The organism is Pseudomonas sp. zfem004 (assembly GCF_032621715.1).
GTDB lineage: Bacteria > Pseudomonadota > Gammaproteobacteria > Pseudomonadales > Pseudomonadaceae > Aquipseudomonas > Aquipseudomonas sichuanensis.
On the sequence record NZ_JAVYJF010000009.1, the window covers coordinates 70,842 to 89,520 of the forward strand.

Sequence of the window (18,679 nt, forward strand, 5' to 3'; positions counted from 1 at the left end):
TGGGGCGTGGCGGCAGTAAAGCATGATGGTAAAGTGATATCAATCGTTGTTCGCAGCTTTTTCCGCTTGGGGTCAAGCTACGCGGCAACCCGCCGATACAGGGCGAATGCAATCACTTTTCCCGACACAAGCCAGGGGGTTGTTCAAATGGCCGGCATTCTCGACACGGTAGACCAACGTACGCAACTGGTGGGTGAGAACCGCCTGGAAATTCTCATGTTCCGTCTGGCTGGCCGGCAACTGTTCGCCATCAACGTGTTCAAGGTGCAGGAAGTGCTGCAACTGCCCAAGTTGACGCTGATGCCGCAGCGCCATTCATTCGTCTGTGGCGTGGTCAACCTGCGTGGGCAGACGCTGCCGGTGATCGACCTGTCCCAGGCCATCGGCATGCGGCCACTGCAGCCGGGGCCGGGCAGCACCATCATCGTCACCGAGTACAACCGTTCGGTGCAGGCCTTCCTGGTGGGCGGGGTCGACCGCATCGTCAACATGAACTGGGAGGCGATCATGCCGCCGCCGACCAGCGCTGGCCGCCAGCACTACCTGACGGCGATCACCAAGGTCGAAGAGCAGTTGGTGGAAATCATCGACGTGGAAAAGGTGCTGGCCGAGATCGTGCCCTATAGCGCCAAAGTGTCCCGCGACAAACTCGAAGACCCGGTGCTGGCTCGTGCCCGTGGTCGTGAAGTGCTGCTGGTGGATGACTCCACCGTGGCCCTGGCGCAGTTGCGCGATACCTTGTCCCAGTTGGGCGTGAAGCTGCACGTGGCCAGTGATGGCCTTAAGGCGCTGCGCCTGCTCAAGGGTTGGGCCGATGCCGGGGAGGATGTCTGCGAGAAGCTGCTGATGATCTTCACCGATGCGGAAATGCCCGAGATGGACGGCTACCGACTGACCACCGAGATTCGCAACGATCCACGCCTGAGGAGCTTGTACGTGGTGCTGCACACCTCGCTGTCGGGCAGCTTCAACGAGTCGATGGTGAAGAAGGTCGGTTGCGACAACTTCCTCTCCAAGTTCCAGCCTGACCGCCTGGTGGATGTGGTGCGTCAGCGCCTGAGCCTGGATACCGCTTCGGCCTGATACCTGCTGCACCTGTGTCCGGTATAAGCTTGGGCTTTTACTGGCACAGGGTGAGGCAGGGATGATTCTGAGTGCGTTGTATCGCTATCCGGTGAAGTCGACGCAGGCGCAGAGCCTGCAGCGCTCGCCGGTCGATTACCTGGGCCTGGACGGTGATCGGCGCTGGCTGGTGGTGGAGGCCGAGAACGGTCGTTTCCTCACGCAGCGGGCGTGGCCCGCGCTCGGGCAGATCACTGCCGACTACGGCGCGAATGGCCAATTGCTGCTCACCGCGCCCGGACGGGCTGCATTGGATGTGCCAGTGCCACCTGCAGACGATGAGTTGCGTGGTGTCACCATCTGGCGTGACACCCTGCGCGTGCCCGATGCGGGGGATGCGGCAGCGGCGTGGCTCAGCGAGCTGTTGGGCAAGCCGGTGCGGCTGGTGCATTGCCCTGATCAGCGGGCGAGGTACCTGCCCAGCGGTTATGGCCTGAACAGCGACCGCGCCGCGTTCCCTGATGGTTTTCCGTTGTTACTGATCGGCCAGGCTTCCCTGGACGAGCTGAGCGCACGCGTCGGGCGCCCCATGGAGATGCTGCGTTTTCGCCCGAACCTGGTGGTCGAGGGCGCCGAGGCATTTGCCGAAGACCGCTGGAAGCGCATCCGTATTGGCGACATGACCTTTCGAGTGCTCAAGCCCAGCGTGCGTTGCATCCTCACCACACTCGACCCCGCCACGGGCGAGCGCAGCCCTGACCGTGAACCGCTGACCACGCTCAAGACGTTCCGTGAGAAAGAAGGGGATGTGCTGTTCGGCCAGAACATGGCGGTGGATGGCGCGGGGGAGCTGAAGGTGGGGATGAGCGTCGAGGTTCTCGAATAGTTTCATCGCGGGGCAAGCCCGCTCCCACGCCACAAGATACATGTGGTGGCGGGGGAGCGGGCTTGCCCCGCGACAGAGCTCCGATCACATATCGTCGAAATACCGCTCATGCCAATCCACCAGCGGTTGCGGCGAATTGAGCTTTTGCCCGTAGATCACCGAATACGACAGTACGTTCTGTACGTACTGGCGTGTCTCGTCGAACGGAATCGACTCGACCCACACGTCGAAGCTCAGGTGCTTGGCACCCTTGAGCCATTGCCGTACGCGGCCGGGGCCGGCGTTGTAGGCGGCCGAGGCCAGCACGCGGTTGCCGTTGAACTGGCTGTGGACCTGGCTCAGGTAGGCGGCGCCGAGCTGGATGTTCTTGTCCGGGTTGAGCACCTGGGCCGGGGAGGCCAGCGGGATGCTGAACTTGCGCGCGGTCTCCTTGGCGGTGGCGGGCATCAGTTGCATCAGGCCGCTGGCGCCAACGCTGGAACGAGCATCTTCCATGAATGCGCTTTCCTGGCGGGTGATGGCGAACACCCAGCTCGAGTGCAGGCCGCGCACCTTGGCTTCGCGTACCAGGGTGTCGCGGTGGGCCATGGGGAAGCGGATGTCCAGGTCGTCCCAGTACTGAGCCTGGCTGATGGTGCGAATGGCCGGGAAGTACCAGCGCATGTCATAGGCGAGGCGCGCCTGGGCGACCATTTCGTCACGGCTGAAGTGGCGGCTGACGTGGTACCACTCGCGCCGGCCTTCGACGATCTGGCCGCGGGCATGGAACTCCAGGGCACGGCGCACGCCGGGGGTATTGCGTACCTTGTTGATCACCTGCTGGCTGAGCAGCAATGGCTTGTTGTTCAACTGGTAGGCGGTCTGTGCCCGGTCGGCGGCGAGGAAGCCATAGAAGTCACGCTCGCGGGCCACGGTCTTGTACAGCAGCGGGATCTGCGGGTTGTTGGGTTGCGCCAGTTCCAGGCTGCGGGCTTGCCAGTACTTCCAGCGGTTGCTGCTGGCCAGGTCCTGCGGCAGGCGTTTGCTCAGCTCATAGGCATCTTCCCAGCGGCCCAGGCGCAGCAGCAGACGCATGCGCCACTCGCTGACGGTGTTGTCGCGCAGTTCGGGGTCGTAACGGGTCATGAGGTCCAGCGCGCGCGGGTCATAGCGACGTGCAAGCGTGAGGCCGATTTCGCGGGCGATGGCGACCTTTTCGTCGCGGGAGAAGTGCATGCGCTGGGCGTAGTCATCGAGCAGCGCCATGGCTTGCTCAGGATCCTGGCGTGCCAGGCGGCGCAGGCCGAGGCTGACCACGTCGGACATGGCTTCGTTGACCGGGGTGAAGCGCGAAGGCTGGTTGAGCAGTTCGGGCTTCTGCGCCACATCGATCAGCAGCTTGCCCTGGGGCGCCAGGGTGGTGAGAGTTTTCACCAGGTTGTTGGCCAGCCCATAGTTGCGCGCCTGAGCCGCCAGTTTGGCGCGCTGCCAGCGTTTGGCCTCGGTCAGTTGCCCTTCGGCCGCCCACATGGCGAACAGCGTGTCGCAGGCCTCCGGTTGCGATTTGCCGACGTTCCATAGCTTGTCTGCCGTAGCGAAGCCCTGGGCGCGCTGGCCGTGGCTCAGCTGGTACTGGCCGTTGAGGCAGTCCAGCTCGGTGAAGTTGAGCTTGGGGTCGTAGTATTTGACGAAGGTGTTCCATTCGCCGCGTTCGGCCAGCCAGCGCAACCAGCGCAGTTTCATCCAGTTGGCCTGGGGCAGGTCGCCGTGGGCTGCGAGGAAACCTTCGATTTCCTCGTTGCTGGCGCTTTTGAGCCGGGCAGTGAGCTCGTCATAGGTCAGGTAGGGCGTCAGCGGGTAGTCGCGCAGGGCTTGCGCGTAGCGCAGGTAGGGGCCCTTGTCGCCTTTGGCCAGGGCGCGCTTGGCTTCGTCGTAGTACTGGCGCTGCTGGGTGAGGTCGGCGGCCTGTGCGGCACTCGCAGCGGTTGCGGTGAGCAATAGGCAGGAAGCAATTTGTAACAGGCGGCTGCGCATGATACGTCCGGGCAGTTGAACCATAGAGAGTGACGGCGGAGCCAGCACTGTTGGGTATTACTGCCTAGCTTAGCCGTTTGCCGTGGGCCGGTGAAAGCACTGTGCTTGTATCGAGTTGTTATCCGACGCGATGCTGCTGGCAACGCGGTTTTAATGCCGTGCGCAGGCAAGTCGGGTAGAATGCGCGCCCGGTTTTTGGAGATGATCATGACCCTGCTCAAATTCAGCGATGTGTCCCTCGCATTCGGCGCCATGCCGTTGCTGGACAAGGTTTCCTGGCAGATCGCCCGTGGTGAGCGGGTGTGCATCATCGGCCGCAACGGTACAGGCAAGTCGAGCATGCTGCGCCTGATCAAGGGCGAGCAGAAGGCCGACGATGGTGATATCTGGCGTGCCCCGGGCCTCAAGATCGGTGAACTGCCGCAGGAACTGCCGGTGGCCGACGAGCGCACGGTGTTCGACGTGGTGGCCGCTGGCCTGGATGGCGTGGGTGAGCTGCTGGCCGAGTACCACCACTTGAGCCTGAACATCCACACTGCCGAAGACCTGGACAAGCTGATGCACGTTCAGCACGAGCTGGAAGCGCGTGATGGCTGGCGCCTGCAGCAGGTGGTCGAAAGCACCCTCAGCCGCCTGCAACTGCCGGCCGACAAAACCCTGGCCGAGTTGTCCGGTGGCTGGCGCCGCCGTGTGCTGCTGGCCCAGGCGCTGGTGTCCGAACCGGACCTGCTGCTGCTCGACGAGCCCACCAACCACCTGGACATCGGCGCCATCGCCTGGCTGGAAGAGGCCTTGAACAGCTTCAACGGTGCGGTGCTGTTCATCACCCACGACCGTTCATTCCTGCAGAACCTGGCGACGCGCATCCTGGAGCTGGATCGTGGCGGCCTGATCGACTGGAACGGCGACTACGCCAGCTTCCTGGTGCACAAGGAGGCCGAACTGGCTGCCGAGGCGACCGCCAACGCGCTGTTCGACAAGCGCCTGGCCCAGGAAGAGGTGTGGATCCGCCAGGGCATCAAGGCCCGGCGTACCCGTAACGAAGGCCGCGTGCGCGCACTCAAGGCGCTGCGTGTGGAGCGTGGCGAGCGCCGCGAGCGTCAGGGCAAGGCGAACATCCAGATCGAAGTGGCGGACAAGTCCGGCAAGCAAGTGATGTTGCTCGAAGACGTCAGCTTCGCGCACCAGGGCGGGCCGAAGCTGGTCAAGGACTTCTCCATGGTGCTGCAGCGCCAGGACCGTATCGGCCTGCTCGGCGCCAACGGCACGGGCAAGACCACGTTGCTCAAGCTGATGTTGGGTGATCTGCAGCCGACAGCGGGCAAGGTCGAGATCGGCACCAAGCTGGAAGTGGCCTACTTCGACCAGATGCGTCACCAGCTGGATCTGGAGAAGACCGTTATCGATAACCTGGCCGAAGGCCGCGACTTCATCGAAATCGATGGCCAGAGCCGTCATGTGCTGAGCTACCTCGGCGATTTCCTGTTCAGCCCCCAGCGTGCCCGTACCCCGGTCAAGGCCTTGTCCGGTGGTGAGCGTGCCCGCCTGCTGCTGGCCAAGCTGTTCAGCAAGCCAGCCAACCTGCTGGTGCTGGACGAACCGACCAACGACCTGGACGTGGAAACCCTCGAGCTGCTCGAAGAGGTGCTGTCGAACTACAAAGGCACGGTACTGATGGTCAGCCACGACCGGGCTTTCCTCGATAACGTGGTCACCAGCACCCTGGTGTTCGAAGGTGAAGGGCGCGTGCGCGAGTACGTGGGCGGCTACGAAGACTGGATTCGCCAGGGTGGTTCGCCGAAGCTGCTGGGCGTGACCGAAAGCAAGGGTGGCAAGTCCGAGCTCAACAGTGCGGTGGTCGAGAAGGTGGCGGAGCCGGTGGCCCCCGCACCGGTTGCTGCGGCCCCCGACGCGTCGAAGAAAAAACTCAGCTACAAGCTGCAGCGTGAGCTGGAGATGCTGCCAGGGCAAATCGACGAGGTGGAGCAGCGCATGGCCCAGGCGCAGGAAGAAGTGAACGCTGCGGGCTTCTATCAGCGGCCGATTGCCGAGACTTCGGCGGTGCTGGCCAAGATCGAGAAGCTGCAGGGTGAGCTGGATGCGCTGGTAGAGCGCTGGGCTGAGCTGGAAGGCTGACATCATCGCGGGGCAAGTCGGATCGCCGCTCCGACTTGCCCCGCGATCAAGGCATCACTCGGTTTTTTTCAGCAGGCGTACTGCCAATACGTCGCACGGCGCGCCATGCAGCACATCGTTGGCGGTGCTGCCCAGCAGCAGTGCCAGGCCATGCCGGCCATGGCTGCCGACCACGATCAAGTCGCACTTCTGGTCTTTCGCCAATTGGTGAATTTCCTGGCGCGGCTGGCCATAAACCAGGTGTGAATCGCCGCGGTTGATGTCCGGGTACTTGTTGAACAGGCGGTCCATGCGTTCCTTGGCCTGATCGAACTGTTGCTGCTGCAGCTGCGAGAGGTCCATCGGCACGTCACCGCCAAAGGCCATGGCCATGGGCTCGACGATATGCACCAGGGAGACCTTCGCGCCGCTGCCCAGGGCGATCGCTTTGGCGCGCTTGATCACCGGGTCGCATTCTTCGGTCAGGTCGACGGCGACCAGAAGATGTTCGTAGGACATGAGCTGTACTCCTGACAATCGCGATAGAAGAAGTATGGTCGCTTTCGCGCGGGTCGTCCGTGAAGCATGAGTAACCCGCTCATTTGCAACGCTTTATAAGGTCTACAGATATGACGGTATGGCTGGTGGTGTCAATCCTTGCACTGATTCTCAGCCCGCTCGCCTGGTTGCGCCCCTCGCGCAAGCAGAGCCGGCAGATGAATCTGCGCCTGGAGGGGCGGCGCATGGGCCTGGCCATGCACCTGGCGCCGCAGGACTGGCCGCACTGGTTGGAAAAACAGCCGCCCAGCCCTTGCCCGCAGTACCACCGGGCACGGCGCAAGGGGCGTGATGACAGCTGGTGCTACTGGCAGGTCAGCCCGGGTGTGTGGTGGGACCGCTACCGCGAACCCTGCGAGGATCCGCGGTTGCTCGAGGCCTTTGGGCGCTTGCCCGAGAGCGTCTACAAGGCCGAGGCCGATACCCGGATGATCGCCCTGTTCTGGGGGGAGCGCGGCGATGAATCTGTTTTGCAGGATATTGCCGCGACGCTTGAAACCCTCGCCTGACTTCCATTGCACAACGACAAAGCGGCGCGCAGGAACCGAAAGGCTCCTGCGCGCCGCTTTGCGTTCTGCTGCGCAGAAAAGGCCAGGCAGGCCGGGAACACGTTGAACACCTGCCAGTGTAGCCAGTGTTGGCGAGCGTGTTTAACAAAATGCGGCCGTCAGCGCTTGCCCATGGTTTATCGCTGACATGAATGGTCGGCGATCACTGTCATCATGCTTCATGCCTGCAGCGTACAAAATGACTGGAAAGTCGCGTTTTCAAGGTGCTTGAGAGCATTTGACAACGCCGATCTTTTCGGAGAATGTGTGCACACCCAAATCAAACGGGCGTATGAATTGAGCGTTTGTATGTCAGATCGCTCTTACAGAACCCGATTAGCGCGCCGACGGGTGTGCCTGCGGCAAGACACCGGCAGACCGGCTCTTGCGCCAGCGATCGGCGTGTACAGTTCAGCTTCCATATCGTGGAGATCAGTTGATGATTTACGAAGGTAAAGCCATCACGGTTAAGGCTCTTGAAAGCGGCATCGTCGAACTGAAGTTCGACCTCAAGGGTGAGTCCGTCAACAAGTTCAACCGCCTCACTCTGAACGAGCTGCGCGAGGCCGTCGACGCCATCAAGGCCGACGCTTCGGTCAAGGGCGTGATCGTCAGCAGTGGCAAGGACGTGTTCATCGTCGGCGCCGACATCACCGAGTTTGTCGATAACTTCAAGCTGCCCGAGGCCGAGCTGGTTGCCGGCAACCTGGAAGCCAACCGTATCTTCAACGCCTTCGAAGACCTCGAAGTGCCGACGGTCGCCGCCATCAACGGCATCGCCCTGGGCGGTGGCCTGGAGATGTGCCTGGCCGCCGATTACCGGATCATGTCCAGCACTGCCAAGATCGGCCTGCCGGAAGTCAAGCTGGGCATCTACCCAGGCTTTGGCGGTACCGTGCGCCTGCCGCGCCTGGTTGGCTCGGACAACGCCATCGAGTGGATCGCCTCGGGCAAGGAAAACCGTGCCGAAGACGCCCTGAAAGTCGGCGCCGTCGATGCCGTGGTTACCCCTGAGCTGCTGCAGGCGGGTGCCCTGGACCTGATCAAGCGCGCCATCAGTGGCGAGCTGGACTACAAGGCCAAGCGCCAGCCCAAGCTCGAGAAGCTCAAGCTCAACGCCATCGAACAGATGATGGCCTTCGAGACTGCCAAGGGCTTCGTAGCAGGCCAGGCCGGCCCGAACTACCCGGCGCCGGTCGAAGCCATCAAGAGCATCCAGAAGGCCGCCAACTTCGGCCGTGACAAGGCGCTGGAAGTCGAGGCCGCAGGCTTCGCCAAGCTGGCCAAGACCTCGGTTGCCGAGAGCCTGATCGGCCTGTTCCTGAACGACCAGGAGCTCAAGCGCAAGGCCAAGGCCCATGACGAGATCGCCCACGACGTGAAGCAGGCCGCCGTGCTCGGCGCCGGCATCATGGGCGGCGGCATCGCCTATCAGTCGGCCGTCAAGGGCACGCCGATCCTGATGAAGGACATCCGCGAGGAAGCCATCCAGCTGGGCCTGAACGAGGCGTCCAAGCTGCTCGGCAAGCGCGTCGAGAAAGGCCGCCTGACCCCTGCGAAGATGGCCGAAGCGCTCAACGCCATTCGCCCGACCCTGTCGTATGGCGATTTCGCCAACGTCGATATCGTGGTCGAGGCCGTGGTCGAGAACCCGAAGGTCAAGCAAGCGGTCCTGGCCGAGGTGGAAGGGCAGGTGAAAGAGGACGCCATTCTGGCCTCCAACACCTCGACCATCTCGATCAACCTGCTGGCCAAGGCACTCAAGCGCCCCGAGAACTTCGTCGGCATGCACTTCTTCAACCCGGTGCACATGATGCCGCTGGTCGAAGTCATCCGTGGCGAGAAGTCCAGTGAAGTGGCCGTTGCCACCACCGTGGCCTACGCCAAGAAAATGGGCAAGAACCCGATCGTGGTCAACGACTGCCCGGGCTTCCTGGTCAACCGCGTGCTGTTCCCGTACTTCGGTGGCTTCGCCAAGCTGGTCAGCGCCGGTGTCGACTTCGTGCGCATCGACAAGGTCATGGAAAAGTTCGGCTGGCCGATGGGTCCGGCCTACCTGATGGACGTGGTCGGCATCGACACCGGCCACCATGGCCGTGACGTGATGGCTGAGGGCTTCCCGGACCGCATGAAGGACGATCGTCGCTCTGCCGTCGACGCGCTGTACGAGGCCAACCGCCTGGGCCAGAAGAACGGCAAGGGCTTCTACGCCTACGAGACCGACAAGCGCGGCAAGCCGAAGAAAGTCTTCGATGCCGAGGTGCTCGACGTACTCAAGCCGATCGTCTTCGAACAGCGTGAGGTCACCGACGAAGACATCATCAACTGGATGATGGTCCCGCTGTGCCTGGAGACCGTGCGCTGCCTGGAAGACGGCATCGTCGAAACCGCCGCCGAAGCCGACATGGGCCTGGTCTACGGCATCGGTTTCCCTCCCTTCCGCGGTGGCGCGCTGCGCTACATCGATTCGATCGGGGTCGCCGAGTTCGTCGCGCTGGCCGACAAGTACGCCGACCTGGGGCCGCTGTACCACCCCACTGCGAAGCTGCGCGAAATGGCCAAGAGCGGCCAGCGCTTCTTCAACTGAGCGCCCAACGAGCTAGAGCGAGAATACTGATATGAGCCTGAATCCAAGAGACGTGGTGATTGTTGACTTCGGTCGCACGCCGATGGGCCGCTCCAAGGGTGGCATGCACCGCAACACCCGTGCCGAAGACATGTCCGCGCACCTGATCAGCAAGCTGCTGGAGCGCAACGACAAGGTCGATCCGAAAGAAGTCGAGGACGTGATCTGGGGCTGCGTCAATCAGACCCTGGAGCAGGGCTGGAACATCGCGCGCATGGCGTCGCTGATGACCCAGATCCCGCACACTTCTGCCGCGCAAACCGTTAGCCGCCTGTGCGGCTCGTCGATGAGCGCGCTGCATACCGCCGCCCAGGCGATCATGACCGGCAACGGTGACGTGTTCGTCATCGGCGGTGTCGAGCACATGGGCCACGTGAGCATGATGCACGGCGTGGACCCGAACCCGCACATGTCCCTGCACGCCGCCAAGGCCTCCGGGATGATGGGCCTGACCGCCGAGATGCTGGGCAAGATGCACGGCATCAGCCGCGAGCAGCAGGACCTGTTCGGCCTGCGTTCGCACCAGCTCGCCCACAAGGCGACGGTGGAAGGCAAGTTCAAGGACGAGATCATCCCGATGCAGGGCTATGACGAGAACGGCTTCCTGAAGGTCTTCGACTTCGACGAGACCATTCGCCCGGAAACCACCCTCGAAGGCCTGGCATCGCTCAAGCCGGCCTTCAACCCGAAAGGGGGCACCGTTACCGCCGGTACTTCGTCGCAGATCACCGACGGCGCTTCGTGCATGATCGTCATGTCCGGCCAGCGCGCCATGGACCTGGGCATCCAGCCGCTGGCGGTGATCCGCTCGATGGCGGTGGCGGGCGTGGACCCGGCCATCATGGGTTACGGCCCGGTGCCTTCGACGCAGAAAGCCCTCAAGCGCGCCGGCCTGAGCATGGCTGACATCGACTTCATCGAGCTCAACGAAGCCTTCGCTGCACAGGCCCTGCCGGTGCTGAAAGATCTGAAAGTGCTCGACAAGATGGATGAGAAGGTTAACCTGCACGGCGGCGCCATCGCTTTGGGCCACCCGTTCGGTTGCTCGGGTGCGCGAATTTCCGGCACCCTGCTCAACGTCATGAAGCAGAATGGCGGCACGCTCGGCGTGGCGACCATGTGCGTCGGCCTGGGTCAAGGCATCACCACTGTCTTCGAACGCGTCTGATCGCGTCGCAAGGTAGCAACCGGGGCCCTGTGCCCCGGTTTTTGTTTTTTACAGGATTTGTTCAAGAGGCAGGGCGACATGCAGATACAACCCGGTGTGTACCGGCACTACAAGGGCCCCGAGTATCGTGTGTTCGGCGCTGCGCGCCACTCCGAGACCGAGGAGTGGGTGGTGTTCTACCAGGCCCTGTACGGCGAATTCGGCCTGTGGGTGAGGCCGCTTTCGATGTTCCTGGAGTCGGTCGAGGTTGACGGCGAGCAGGTGCCACGCTTTGCTTTGGTCGAGGCCGAAGAAGGGCTGTCCGGGTTGTTGGCCAAGGCCGGCGACTGAGCGTTCGCGCTTGACCTCACTGTTTTGCCACTATATATAGCGGTGCCGCGTCCGGCACCTGACGCGTTTTTCATCTTCAGATTCAGGAATACTCCGATCCATGGGCAAATCGCTGGTCATTGTGGAATCCCCGGCCAAGGCCAAGACCATCAACAAGTATCTGGGCAACCAGTACGTGGTGAAGTCGAGTATCGGCCATATCCGCGACCTCCCCACCAGCGGTTCCGCCAGTGCGAGCAAGGAGCCGGCGGCCAAGCGTGGCAAGGCCGCAGCTGAGGCGCCGGCACTGTCGCCCAAGGAAAAGGCCCGCCGCACGCTGGTGGCGCGCATGGGCGTCGACCCTGAGGCCGGCTGGAAAGCCAAGTACGAGATCCTTCCCGGCAAGGAGAAGGTGATCGAAGAGCTGCGCCGCCTGGCCAAGGATGCCGACACCATCTATCTCGCAACCGACTTGGATCGCGAGGGGGAAGCCATTGCCTGGCACCTGCGCGAAGCAATCGGTGGTGATGACACCCGCTACAAGCGTGTGGTGTTCAACGAAATTACCAAGAAAGCCATCCAGGAAGCGTTCTCGCAGCCGGGCGAACTCGACATCGCTCGGGTCAATGCCCAGCAGGCGCGTCGCTTCCTCGATCGCGTGGTGGGTTACATGGTTTCGCCGTTGCTGTGGGCCAAGATCGCCCGTGGCCTGTCCGCTGGCCGTGTGCAGTCGGTGGCGGTGAAGCTGGTCGTCGAGCGTGAGCGCGAGATCCGCGCCTTCAATCCGGAAGAGTACTGGGAAGTCCACGCCGACCTGGGCACCGCCAAGAACGCCAAGGTGCGCTTCGAAGTGGCGCGCGAGAAGGGCGAAGCCTTCAAGCCGCTCAACGAAGCCCAGGCCATGGCCGCCCTGGAGAAGCTCAAGGCGTCGAGCTACAGCGTCAGCAAGCGCGAAGACCGGCCGACCAGCAGCAAGCCCTCGGCACCGTTCATCACCTCCACCCTGCAGCAAGCCGCGAGCAACCGCCTGGGCTATGGGGTGAAGAAAACCATGATGATGGCCCAGCGTCTGTATGAAGCCGGTTACATCACTTACATGCGTACCGACTCGACCAACCTGTCGGTCGATGCCGTGGAAATGGCGCGCAGCTACATCGAGAAAGAGTTCGGCAAGCAGTACCTGCCGGCCGCGCCCATCGTCTACGGCAGCAAGGAAGGGGCCCAGGAAGCGCACGAGGCGATTCGCCCGTCCGACGTCAACACCCACCCGACCAAGCTCACCGGCATGGAGCGTGATGCCGAGCGCCTGTACGAACTGATCTGGCGCCAGTTCCTGGCCTGCCAGATGCCGCCGGCGCAGTACCTGTCCACCAGCGTTACCGTGGCGGCTGGCGATTTCGAGCTGCGTGCCAAAGGCCGCATCCTCAAGTTTGACGGTTACACCCGCGTCTTGCCGCAGCAGAGCAAGCCAGGCGAAGACGACGTGCTGCCAGATATGGCGCAGGGCGAAGCGCTCAAGCTGATCCAGATCGACCCTAGCCAGCACTTCACCAAGCCACCGGCGCGCTTCACCGAAGCCAGCCTGGTCAAGGAAATGGAAAAGCGTGGTATCGGCCGACCATCGACCTATGCCGCGATCATTTCGACCATTCAGGATCGCGGTTATGTGACCTTGCACAACCGCCGCTTCTACTCCGAGAAGATGGGCGACATCGTCACTGAGCGCCTGTCGGAGAGTTTCTCCAACCTGATGGACTACGGCTTCACCGCAGGCATGGAAGAAAACCTCGACGACGTGGCCCAGGGCGAGCGTGACTGGAAGAACGTGCTGGACGAGTTCTACGGTGACTTCAGCAAGAAGCTGCAGACCGCCGAGTCCAGCGAGCATGGCATGCGTGCCAACCAGCCGACCCCAACCAATATCGAGTGCAAGGAATGCGGGCGGCCGATGATGATCCGTACCGCTTCCACCGGCGTGTTCCTGGGTTGCTCGGGCTATAGCCTGCCACCCAAAGAGCGTTGCAAGGCCACGGTGAACCTGGTGCCAGGCGACGAGATCGCTGCCGACGACGAAGGTGAGTCCGAGTCTCTGGTATTGCGTGGCAAGCATCGCTGCCCTATCTGCTCGACCGCGATGGACGCCTACCTGCTCGACGAGAAGCGCAAGCTGCACATCTGTGGCAACAACCCGGATTGCGTCGGCTACGAGATCGAAGAGGGCAGCTACCGCATCAAGGGTTACGAAGGGCCGAGCCTGGAATGCGACAAGTGCGGCAGCGAGATGCAGCTCAAGACCGGCCGTTTCGGCAAGTTCTTCGGTTGCACCAACGCAACGTGCAAGAACACCCGCAAGCTGCTCAAGAGCGGCGAGGCGGCGCCGCCGAAGATGGACAAGGTGGACATGCCCGAGCTCAAGTGCGAGAAGGTCGACGACACCTACGTGCTGCGTGACGGTGCCTCGGGTCTGTTCCTGGCCGCCAGCCAGTTCCCCAAGAACCGCGAAACCCGTGCGCCGCTGGTGCTGGAAATCGTGCCGCACAAGCACGAGATCGATCCGAAATACCACTTCCTCTGCGAAGCGCCGCAAAAAGACCCCGAAGGCCGCCCGGCAGTGATCCGTTACAGCCGCAAGACCAAGGAGCAGTACGTTCAGTCTGAAGTCGACGGTAAGCCGACTGGCTGGAAGGCGTTCTACGACGGCAAGGCATGGAAGGTCGAAGACAAGCGCTGATCTGAGCGCAGCCTAATCGCGGGGCAAGCCCGCTCCCACTGCTTGGTGGGGGCGGGCTTGCCCCGCGATCGTTTGTGCTTGCGGTAATGCTTGCCAATCCCCGACACTGCAGCATCGCCTTGCTGCCCATGGGAGGTCATCGAAAATGGCCCAGGAACTCTACACCCGCACCAATCAGAAACTGTTCTTTGCCGGCCTTGCGCTGGAGTCCATGGCCAAGGCCACCACAAGCGGTGCCATGAACGCCCAGGGCTTGGTCCAGGCCGAACGCGAGGCGGCGTTGTTCCACCTGTATGGCGCGTTGCTGGGGTTGTGCCACGAGATCGCGGGTTACTACCGCCTACCACAGGCGGCTGCGGCACGGGCCGAGCTGCTGCTCAACGATGAGGTGCTGCAGAGCGTGGCAATTCCGGAGATGGCAGAGATGCTGGAACTGGCACGGCAGCCGGAAACCTGGCTGGCTCGACTGCTTGCAGCTTATGCCGATTTGTTCCGACCGCCGGTCGCGAAGAAAAGCGCGAAAACCGACGTTACCCAGCCGTTGATCCAGGCGGTCAATCTGGATGAGGCCGAGCCGCTAGAGCTCTCGCAAGAAGAGCTTGAAGAGTGGCGCAAGAACTTGAAGGGCTTGGTGAGACGATTCCGCGACGCGCTGAGTGAGTGCTGACAGCAATCATGGCTGATACACTATCGGCCTTTCGTGAAAAGCAGGCCCCAAGTATGTCAACGTCCTTTCTAGAAATTGTCGAGTTGCCTGATGGCCGGATCGAGCTGCGCCGCGCCGAGGATGAAGGTTCCCTGGTAACCCTGGATTTCTCCGAGGATGCCAAGGCATTCCTGCAAGGACAGCATGTGGAAGTGGCCAAGGCCATGCTCAGTGTCGGTGTGCAAATGGCCGGTCGCTTGGTAGAGGGCGATTTCGAGCGTGATGAAGGGCCACGAGTCCTTCACTGAGCCACGCTAGAGGTTCACGGCTACAAACAGATGACAGGCAAAGCCTGAACATCAGCCAAGGCGGATGTTCAGGCTTTGTGCTTTTCCGCTGGCGGCGGCGCGCAGCAGCTGTTGCCGAGCGCTGTTGCTCACGCTACCCAGCCAGCTGACGACGGTATGGCTGTGGCCCAGGCGCAATGCTTCGCAAGCCAGCTGCAGGGCGTTCTGGTTGCTGCCTGGCTGAAGCAGCAGGATGCGTTCGCGGTTGAGGCCGGCATCGCGCAACCATGCCTGCGTGAGGCTGGCGGGCGGGGCGATCAGGGTGAGCCAGCGGCTGTCGTCTTCTTCGCTGAGCTCGCGCAAGACAGGCGCCAACAGGCTTTGGCAATGGCCGGGGGCGCCGCGCAGAGCCAGTTCGCTGAACAGCTCGGGCTGGTGGCTTTTGCGCGGCTGCTCGCGGGCCTTGAAACCTGGCAAGACCGGATTGGCGAAAAATGCCTCGAACAGTGGCAACTGGACTTGTTGCGGTGCAGTGGTGAACGGCTGCATGACGCCTCCTCGATCAGCGGCGCAGGACGCCGACGCTCAAGCCCTCAATCACCAGTTCCTGTTCTTTCAGGTCAACTTCGATAGGGGCGAATTCCGGGTTTTCAGCAATCAGCCAGACCTTGCTGCCTTCACGCTGGAAGCGTTTGACGGTTACTTCGTCACCGATGCGCGCGACCACCACCTGGCCGTTGCGGGCCTCGCGGGTGGTATGCACGGCGAGCAGGTCGCCGTCGAAGATGCCGATGTCCTTCATGCTCATGCCGTGCACGCGCAGCAGGTAATCGGCGCGGGGGTGGAAGAATGCAGGGTTGATGCTGCAGGAATCTTCGATGTGCTGTTCAGCGAGGATCGGCGCACCTGCGGCGACTCGGCCAATGATTGGCAGGCCGTTCTCTTCGGCCTTGGCTTCCAGGCCGGGGATGCGGATGCCGCGCGAGGCGCCTGGGGTCATCTCGATGGCGCCCTTGCGTGCCAGTGCCTTGAGATGTTCCTCGGCCGCATTGGGCGATTTGAAGCCCAGTTCCTGAGCGATCTCGGCGCGGGTCGGAGGGAAGCCGTTGTCTTCGAGGCAGCGTTTGATGAAAGCCAGGATCTCGGCTTGGCGTGGCGTCAGTTTCAGCATGGGCGAGGACTCTGTCTTTTTATACAGTGACTGGGATTATATACAGTGGGTTGCCAGCTGCAAGCTGCAAGCAGCAAGAAAGATCAAAAGCCCCGCGCATCTTGGCGCTTGCAGCTTGTGCCTTGGCGCTTTTAAATGGCGACTGCCCGGTCACCGAGCCTTGACATCAGCAGGCCTGAAACGTATGTTTCAAACAACTGTTTGTCAGGCGGAGTAGTCATGGCCCAATCGGAAACCGTTGAACGCATCCTCGATGCGGCGGAGCAGCTGTTCGCGGAACGCGGGTTCGCGGAAACCTCATTGCGGCTGATTACCAGCAAGGCAGGGGTCAACCTGGCGGCGGTGAACTATCACTTCGGTTCGAAGAAGGCCCTGATCCAGGCGGTTTTCTCGCGGTTCCTCGGGCCGTTCTGCGCCAGCCTCGAACGTGAGCTGGAGCGCCACCAGGCGCGCCCCGAGCACAAGGCTTCGCTTGAAGAGCTGCTGGAGATGCTGGTCGAGCAGGCCCTGGCGGTACAGCCGCGCAGCAACAACGACCTGTCCATCTTCATGCGCCTGCTGGGCCTGGCGTTCAGCCAGAGCCAGGGGCACCTGCGGCGCTACCTGGAAGACATGTACGGCAAGGTGTTCCGCCGCTACATGCTGCTGGTCAACGAGGCGGCCCCGCGCATTCCTCCGCTGGAGTTGTTCTGGCGTGTGCATTTCATGCTGGGTGCTGCGGCGTTCAGCATGTCCGGGATCAAGGCCCTGCGCGCCATCGCCGAGACCGACTTCGGCATCAATACCTCGATCGAGCAGGTGATGCGCCTGATGGTGCCGTTCCTGGCAGCCGGCATGCGCGCCGACACGGGCGTCACCGACGAGGCCATGGCTGCCGCACAGCTGCGCCCACGCAGCAAAACCAGCGCCCCGGCCAAGGCCTGACACACTGGGCGGAGCAGGGCGCTTCAGATAAGCTAGCGCCATGCCCGACCTCGATTTCCTGCACATTTCCCTCGCTGATCAATGCCTCTATGGCTTCGCCCATGGCGTATTGCAACTGCGCCTGCCGATTTCCACGGCGCTCAATGGCGCAGGAGAGCGCAGAGGCTCCGGGTGCACGCCGCGTGGCCTGCATCAGGTGCGCGCCAAGATTGGCAGCGGCTTGCCGGAGGGCGCGGTGCTCAGCAGCCGGCGCTGGACGGGTGAAGTCTGGTCGCCGGCGCTGCAAGCGCAGTTTCCCGATCGAGACTGGATCCTCACGCGCATCCTCTGGCTCAGCGGCTGCGAACCGGGTTACAACCGGCTGGGTCCGGTCGATACCTTCCAGCGTTACATCTACCTGCATGGCACACCCGACACTGAACCTATGGGCACTCCGCTGTCCCATGGCTGTGTACGCCTGCGCAACGACGATTTGCTTGCCTTGTTCGATCGCGTACCCGCCCATTGCCCGGTACGGATAGACGAGGCCGCTTGCCCGTACTGGGCCTCCCTGAATCTTCAATGAAGGACTCGCTATGACCGCCAGCCTGCAAGGCTCTCTGATGGTAGATATCGCCGGCAAATGGCTGACCGCCGAAGACCGCCATCTGCTGCGCCAGCCCGAAGTGGCCGGCTTGATCATCTTCGCCCGCAATATCGACAGCCCGCGCCAGGTGCGCGAGCTGTGCGCGTCGATCCGTGCCGTGCGCCCCGAACTCATCCTTGCAGTGGACCAGGAAGGCGGCCGGGTGCAGCGTCTGCGCCAAGGTTTCGTGCGCCTGCCGGCCATGCGCGCGATCGCCGACAACGACAACGTCGAGTACCTGGCCGAGCAATGCGGCTGGTTGATGGCGACTGAAGTCCTGGCGGTTGGCCTGGACCTGAGCTTCGCGCCGGTGCTCGACCTCGACCATCAGCGCAGCGCCGTAGTGGGCAGCCGGGCCTTTGAAGGTAACCCCGAGCGTGCCACGCAATTGGCCGGGGCCTTCATCCGTGGCATGAATGCCGCCGGCATGGCTGCCTGCGGCAAGCACTTCCCCGGGCACGGCTGGGCCGAGGCCGACTCCCACGTTGCCATCCCGGTCGATGAGCGCAGCCTGGAGCAACTGCGCGCCGCAGACCTGGTGCCGTTCAGCCGCCTCAGCGGCCAGTTGGCGGCAGTGATGCCGGCCCACGTCATCTACCCGCAGGTAGACAACCAGCCGGCTGGCTTCTCGCGCCGCTGGTTGCAGGACATCCTGCGTGGCGAGATGGGCTTCGATGGGGTGATCTTCAGCGATGACCTGTCGATGGCGGGCGCTCATGTGGTGGGCGATGCCGCTAGCCGTATCGAAGCGGCTTTGAGCGCCGGTTGCGACATGGGCTTGGTGTGCAACGACCGGGCGGCGGCGGAGCTGGCCCTGAGCGCAGCGCAGCGCATGAAGGTCAAGCCGTCGCCGCGCATCGCGCGCATGCGCGGGCAGGGCTTCGCATGCACCGATTACCGCCAGCAGCCGCGTTGGCTGGAGGCGCTGGGTGCGTTGAAAGAGGCACAACTGGTCGATTGACCTCGCCGGCCTTATCGCGGGGCAAGTCGCATCGGCGCACCGCCGCTCC

The 18,679-nt window shown here is 62.7% G+C and carries 17 protein-coding genes; 13 read left to right on the plus strand and 4 right to left on the minus strand.

The features are described 5' to 3' along the window. Window positions 1-147 precede the first annotated feature (147 nt). Window positions 148-1,083: a chemotaxis protein CheV gene (locus RTH46_RS11885; protein WP_153785138.1), complete on the plus strand. Its 936-nt coding sequence runs from the start codon at window positions 148-150 to the stop codon at window positions 1,081-1,083. Between the two features lie 61 nt (window positions 1,084-1,144). Beyond that, on the plus strand, window positions 1,145-1,948 hold the full coding sequence (locus RTH46_RS11890; RefSeq protein WP_153785137.1) for an MOSC domain-containing protein: 804 nt from the start codon (window positions 1,145-1,147) through the stop codon (window positions 1,946-1,948). Between the two features lie 84 nt (window positions 1,949-2,032). Here the strand turns inward: RTH46_RS11890 and RTH46_RS11895 are convergent, their stop codons facing one another. After that, a complete protein-coding gene (locus tag RTH46_RS11895) occupies window positions 2,033-3,961 on the minus strand; it encodes a transglycosylase SLT domain-containing protein (protein ID WP_153785136.1) in 1,929 nt (642 codons plus the stop codon). A gap of 207 nt (window positions 3,962-4,168) precedes the next feature. Between RTH46_RS11895 and RTH46_RS11900 the strand changes: the two genes are divergently transcribed. After that, window positions 4,169-6,097 carry an ATP-binding cassette domain-containing protein gene (locus tag RTH46_RS11900; protein ID WP_153785135.1) on the plus strand — a complete coding sequence of 643 codons (1,929 nt, stop codon included), beginning with the start codon at window positions 4,169-4,171 and terminating at the stop codon, window positions 6,095-6,097. A 54-nt stretch (window positions 6,098-6,151) separates the two neighbouring features. Here the strand turns inward: RTH46_RS11900 and RTH46_RS11905 are convergent, their stop codons facing one another. Further along, on the minus strand, window positions 6,152-6,595 hold the full coding sequence (locus tag RTH46_RS11905; RefSeq protein WP_279845350.1) for a universal stress protein: 444 nt from the start codon (window positions 6,593-6,595) through the stop codon (window positions 6,152-6,154). A 110-nt stretch (window positions 6,596-6,705) separates the two neighbouring features. Here RTH46_RS11905 and RTH46_RS11910 point away from each other — a divergent pair, with 110 nt between their 5' ends. The 7 genes from RTH46_RS11910 to RTH46_RS11940 all read left to right on the plus strand — a co-directional run bounded on the left by RTH46_RS11910 (window position 6,706) and on the right by RTH46_RS11940 (window position 14,970). Then, entirely contained in the window at window positions 6,706-7,143 is a 438-nt protein-coding gene (locus RTH46_RS11910) for a hypothetical protein (protein WP_153785133.1), read from the plus strand. A 478-nt stretch (window positions 7,144-7,621) separates the two neighbouring features. Beyond that, the gene (gene fadB, locus RTH46_RS11915; protein WP_316905758.1) at window positions 7,622-9,769 is read left to right on the plus strand and encodes a fatty acid oxidation complex subunit alpha FadB; all 2,148 of its coding nucleotides are present in this window, start codon (window positions 7,622-7,624) and stop codon (window positions 9,767-9,769) included. Window positions 9,770-9,800: 31 nt separating this feature from the next. Next, on the plus strand, window positions 9,801-10,976 hold the full coding sequence (gene fadA, locus RTH46_RS11920) for an acetyl-CoA C-acyltransferase FadA (RefSeq protein ID WP_110993548.1): 1,176 nt from the start codon (window positions 9,801-9,803) through the stop codon (window positions 10,974-10,976). Window positions 10,977-11,054: 78 nt separating this feature from the next. Then, the gene (locus RTH46_RS11925) at window positions 11,055-11,306 is read left to right on the plus strand and encodes a DUF1653 domain-containing protein (protein WP_110993547.1); all 252 of its coding nucleotides are present in this window, start codon (window positions 11,055-11,057) and stop codon (window positions 11,304-11,306) included. Window positions 11,307-11,406: 100 nt separating this feature from the next. After that, window positions 11,407-14,016, plus strand: a complete 2,610-nt coding sequence (topA, locus tag RTH46_RS11930) for a type I DNA topoisomerase (protein WP_279845347.1) — start codon at window positions 11,407-11,409, stop codon at window positions 14,014-14,016. Between the two features lie 145 nt (window positions 14,017-14,161). Then, window positions 14,162-14,683 (plus strand): DUF6586 family protein, encoded by a 522-nt coding sequence (locus RTH46_RS11935; RefSeq protein ID WP_153785130.1) that lies wholly within the window; start codon window positions 14,162-14,164, stop codon window positions 14,681-14,683. 53 nt (window positions 14,684-14,736) lie between these two features. Continuing rightward, the gene (locus RTH46_RS11940; RefSeq protein ID WP_043215749.1) at window positions 14,737-14,970 is read left to right on the plus strand and encodes a hypothetical protein; all 234 of its coding nucleotides are present in this window, start codon (window positions 14,737-14,739) and stop codon (window positions 14,968-14,970) included. A 51-nt stretch (window positions 14,971-15,021) separates the two neighbouring features. Here RTH46_RS11940 and sulA read toward each other — a convergent pair whose 3' ends face one another. Together sulA and lexA are read right to left on the minus strand one after the other, a co-directional pair. Next, window positions 15,022-15,498 (minus strand): SOS-induced cell division inhibitor SulA, encoded by a 477-nt coding sequence (sulA, locus tag RTH46_RS11945; protein WP_153785129.1) that lies wholly within the window; start codon window positions 15,496-15,498, stop codon window positions 15,022-15,024. Between the two features lie 13 nt (window positions 15,499-15,511). Then, complete coding sequence (gene lexA / locus RTH46_RS11950; protein ID WP_153785128.1) at window positions 15,512-16,120, minus strand: transcriptional repressor LexA; 609 nt, start codon at window positions 16,118-16,120, stop codon at window positions 15,512-15,514. Between the two features lie 219 nt (window positions 16,121-16,339). Here lexA and RTH46_RS11955 point away from each other — a divergent pair, with 219 nt between their 5' ends. Genes RTH46_RS11955 through nagZ form a run of 3 tightly spaced genes read left to right on the plus strand, consistent with a single transcriptional unit; the run spans window position 16,340 to window position 18,630 of the window. Beyond that, window positions 16,340-17,044: a TetR/AcrR family transcriptional regulator gene (locus RTH46_RS11955; protein ID WP_153785127.1), complete on the plus strand. Its 705-nt coding sequence runs from the start codon at window positions 16,340-16,342 to the stop codon at window positions 17,042-17,044. A gap of 40 nt (window positions 17,045-17,084) precedes the next feature. Next, complete coding sequence (locus tag RTH46_RS11960; RefSeq protein ID WP_153785126.1) at window positions 17,085-17,609, plus strand: L,D-transpeptidase; 525 nt, start codon at window positions 17,085-17,087, stop codon at window positions 17,607-17,609. A 22-nt stretch (window positions 17,610-17,631) separates the two neighbouring features. After that, a complete protein-coding gene (gene nagZ, locus RTH46_RS11965; RefSeq protein WP_316905818.1) occupies window positions 17,632-18,630 on the plus strand; it encodes a beta-N-acetylhexosaminidase in 999 nt (332 codons plus the stop codon). Window positions 18,631-18,679 lie beyond the last annotated feature (49 nt).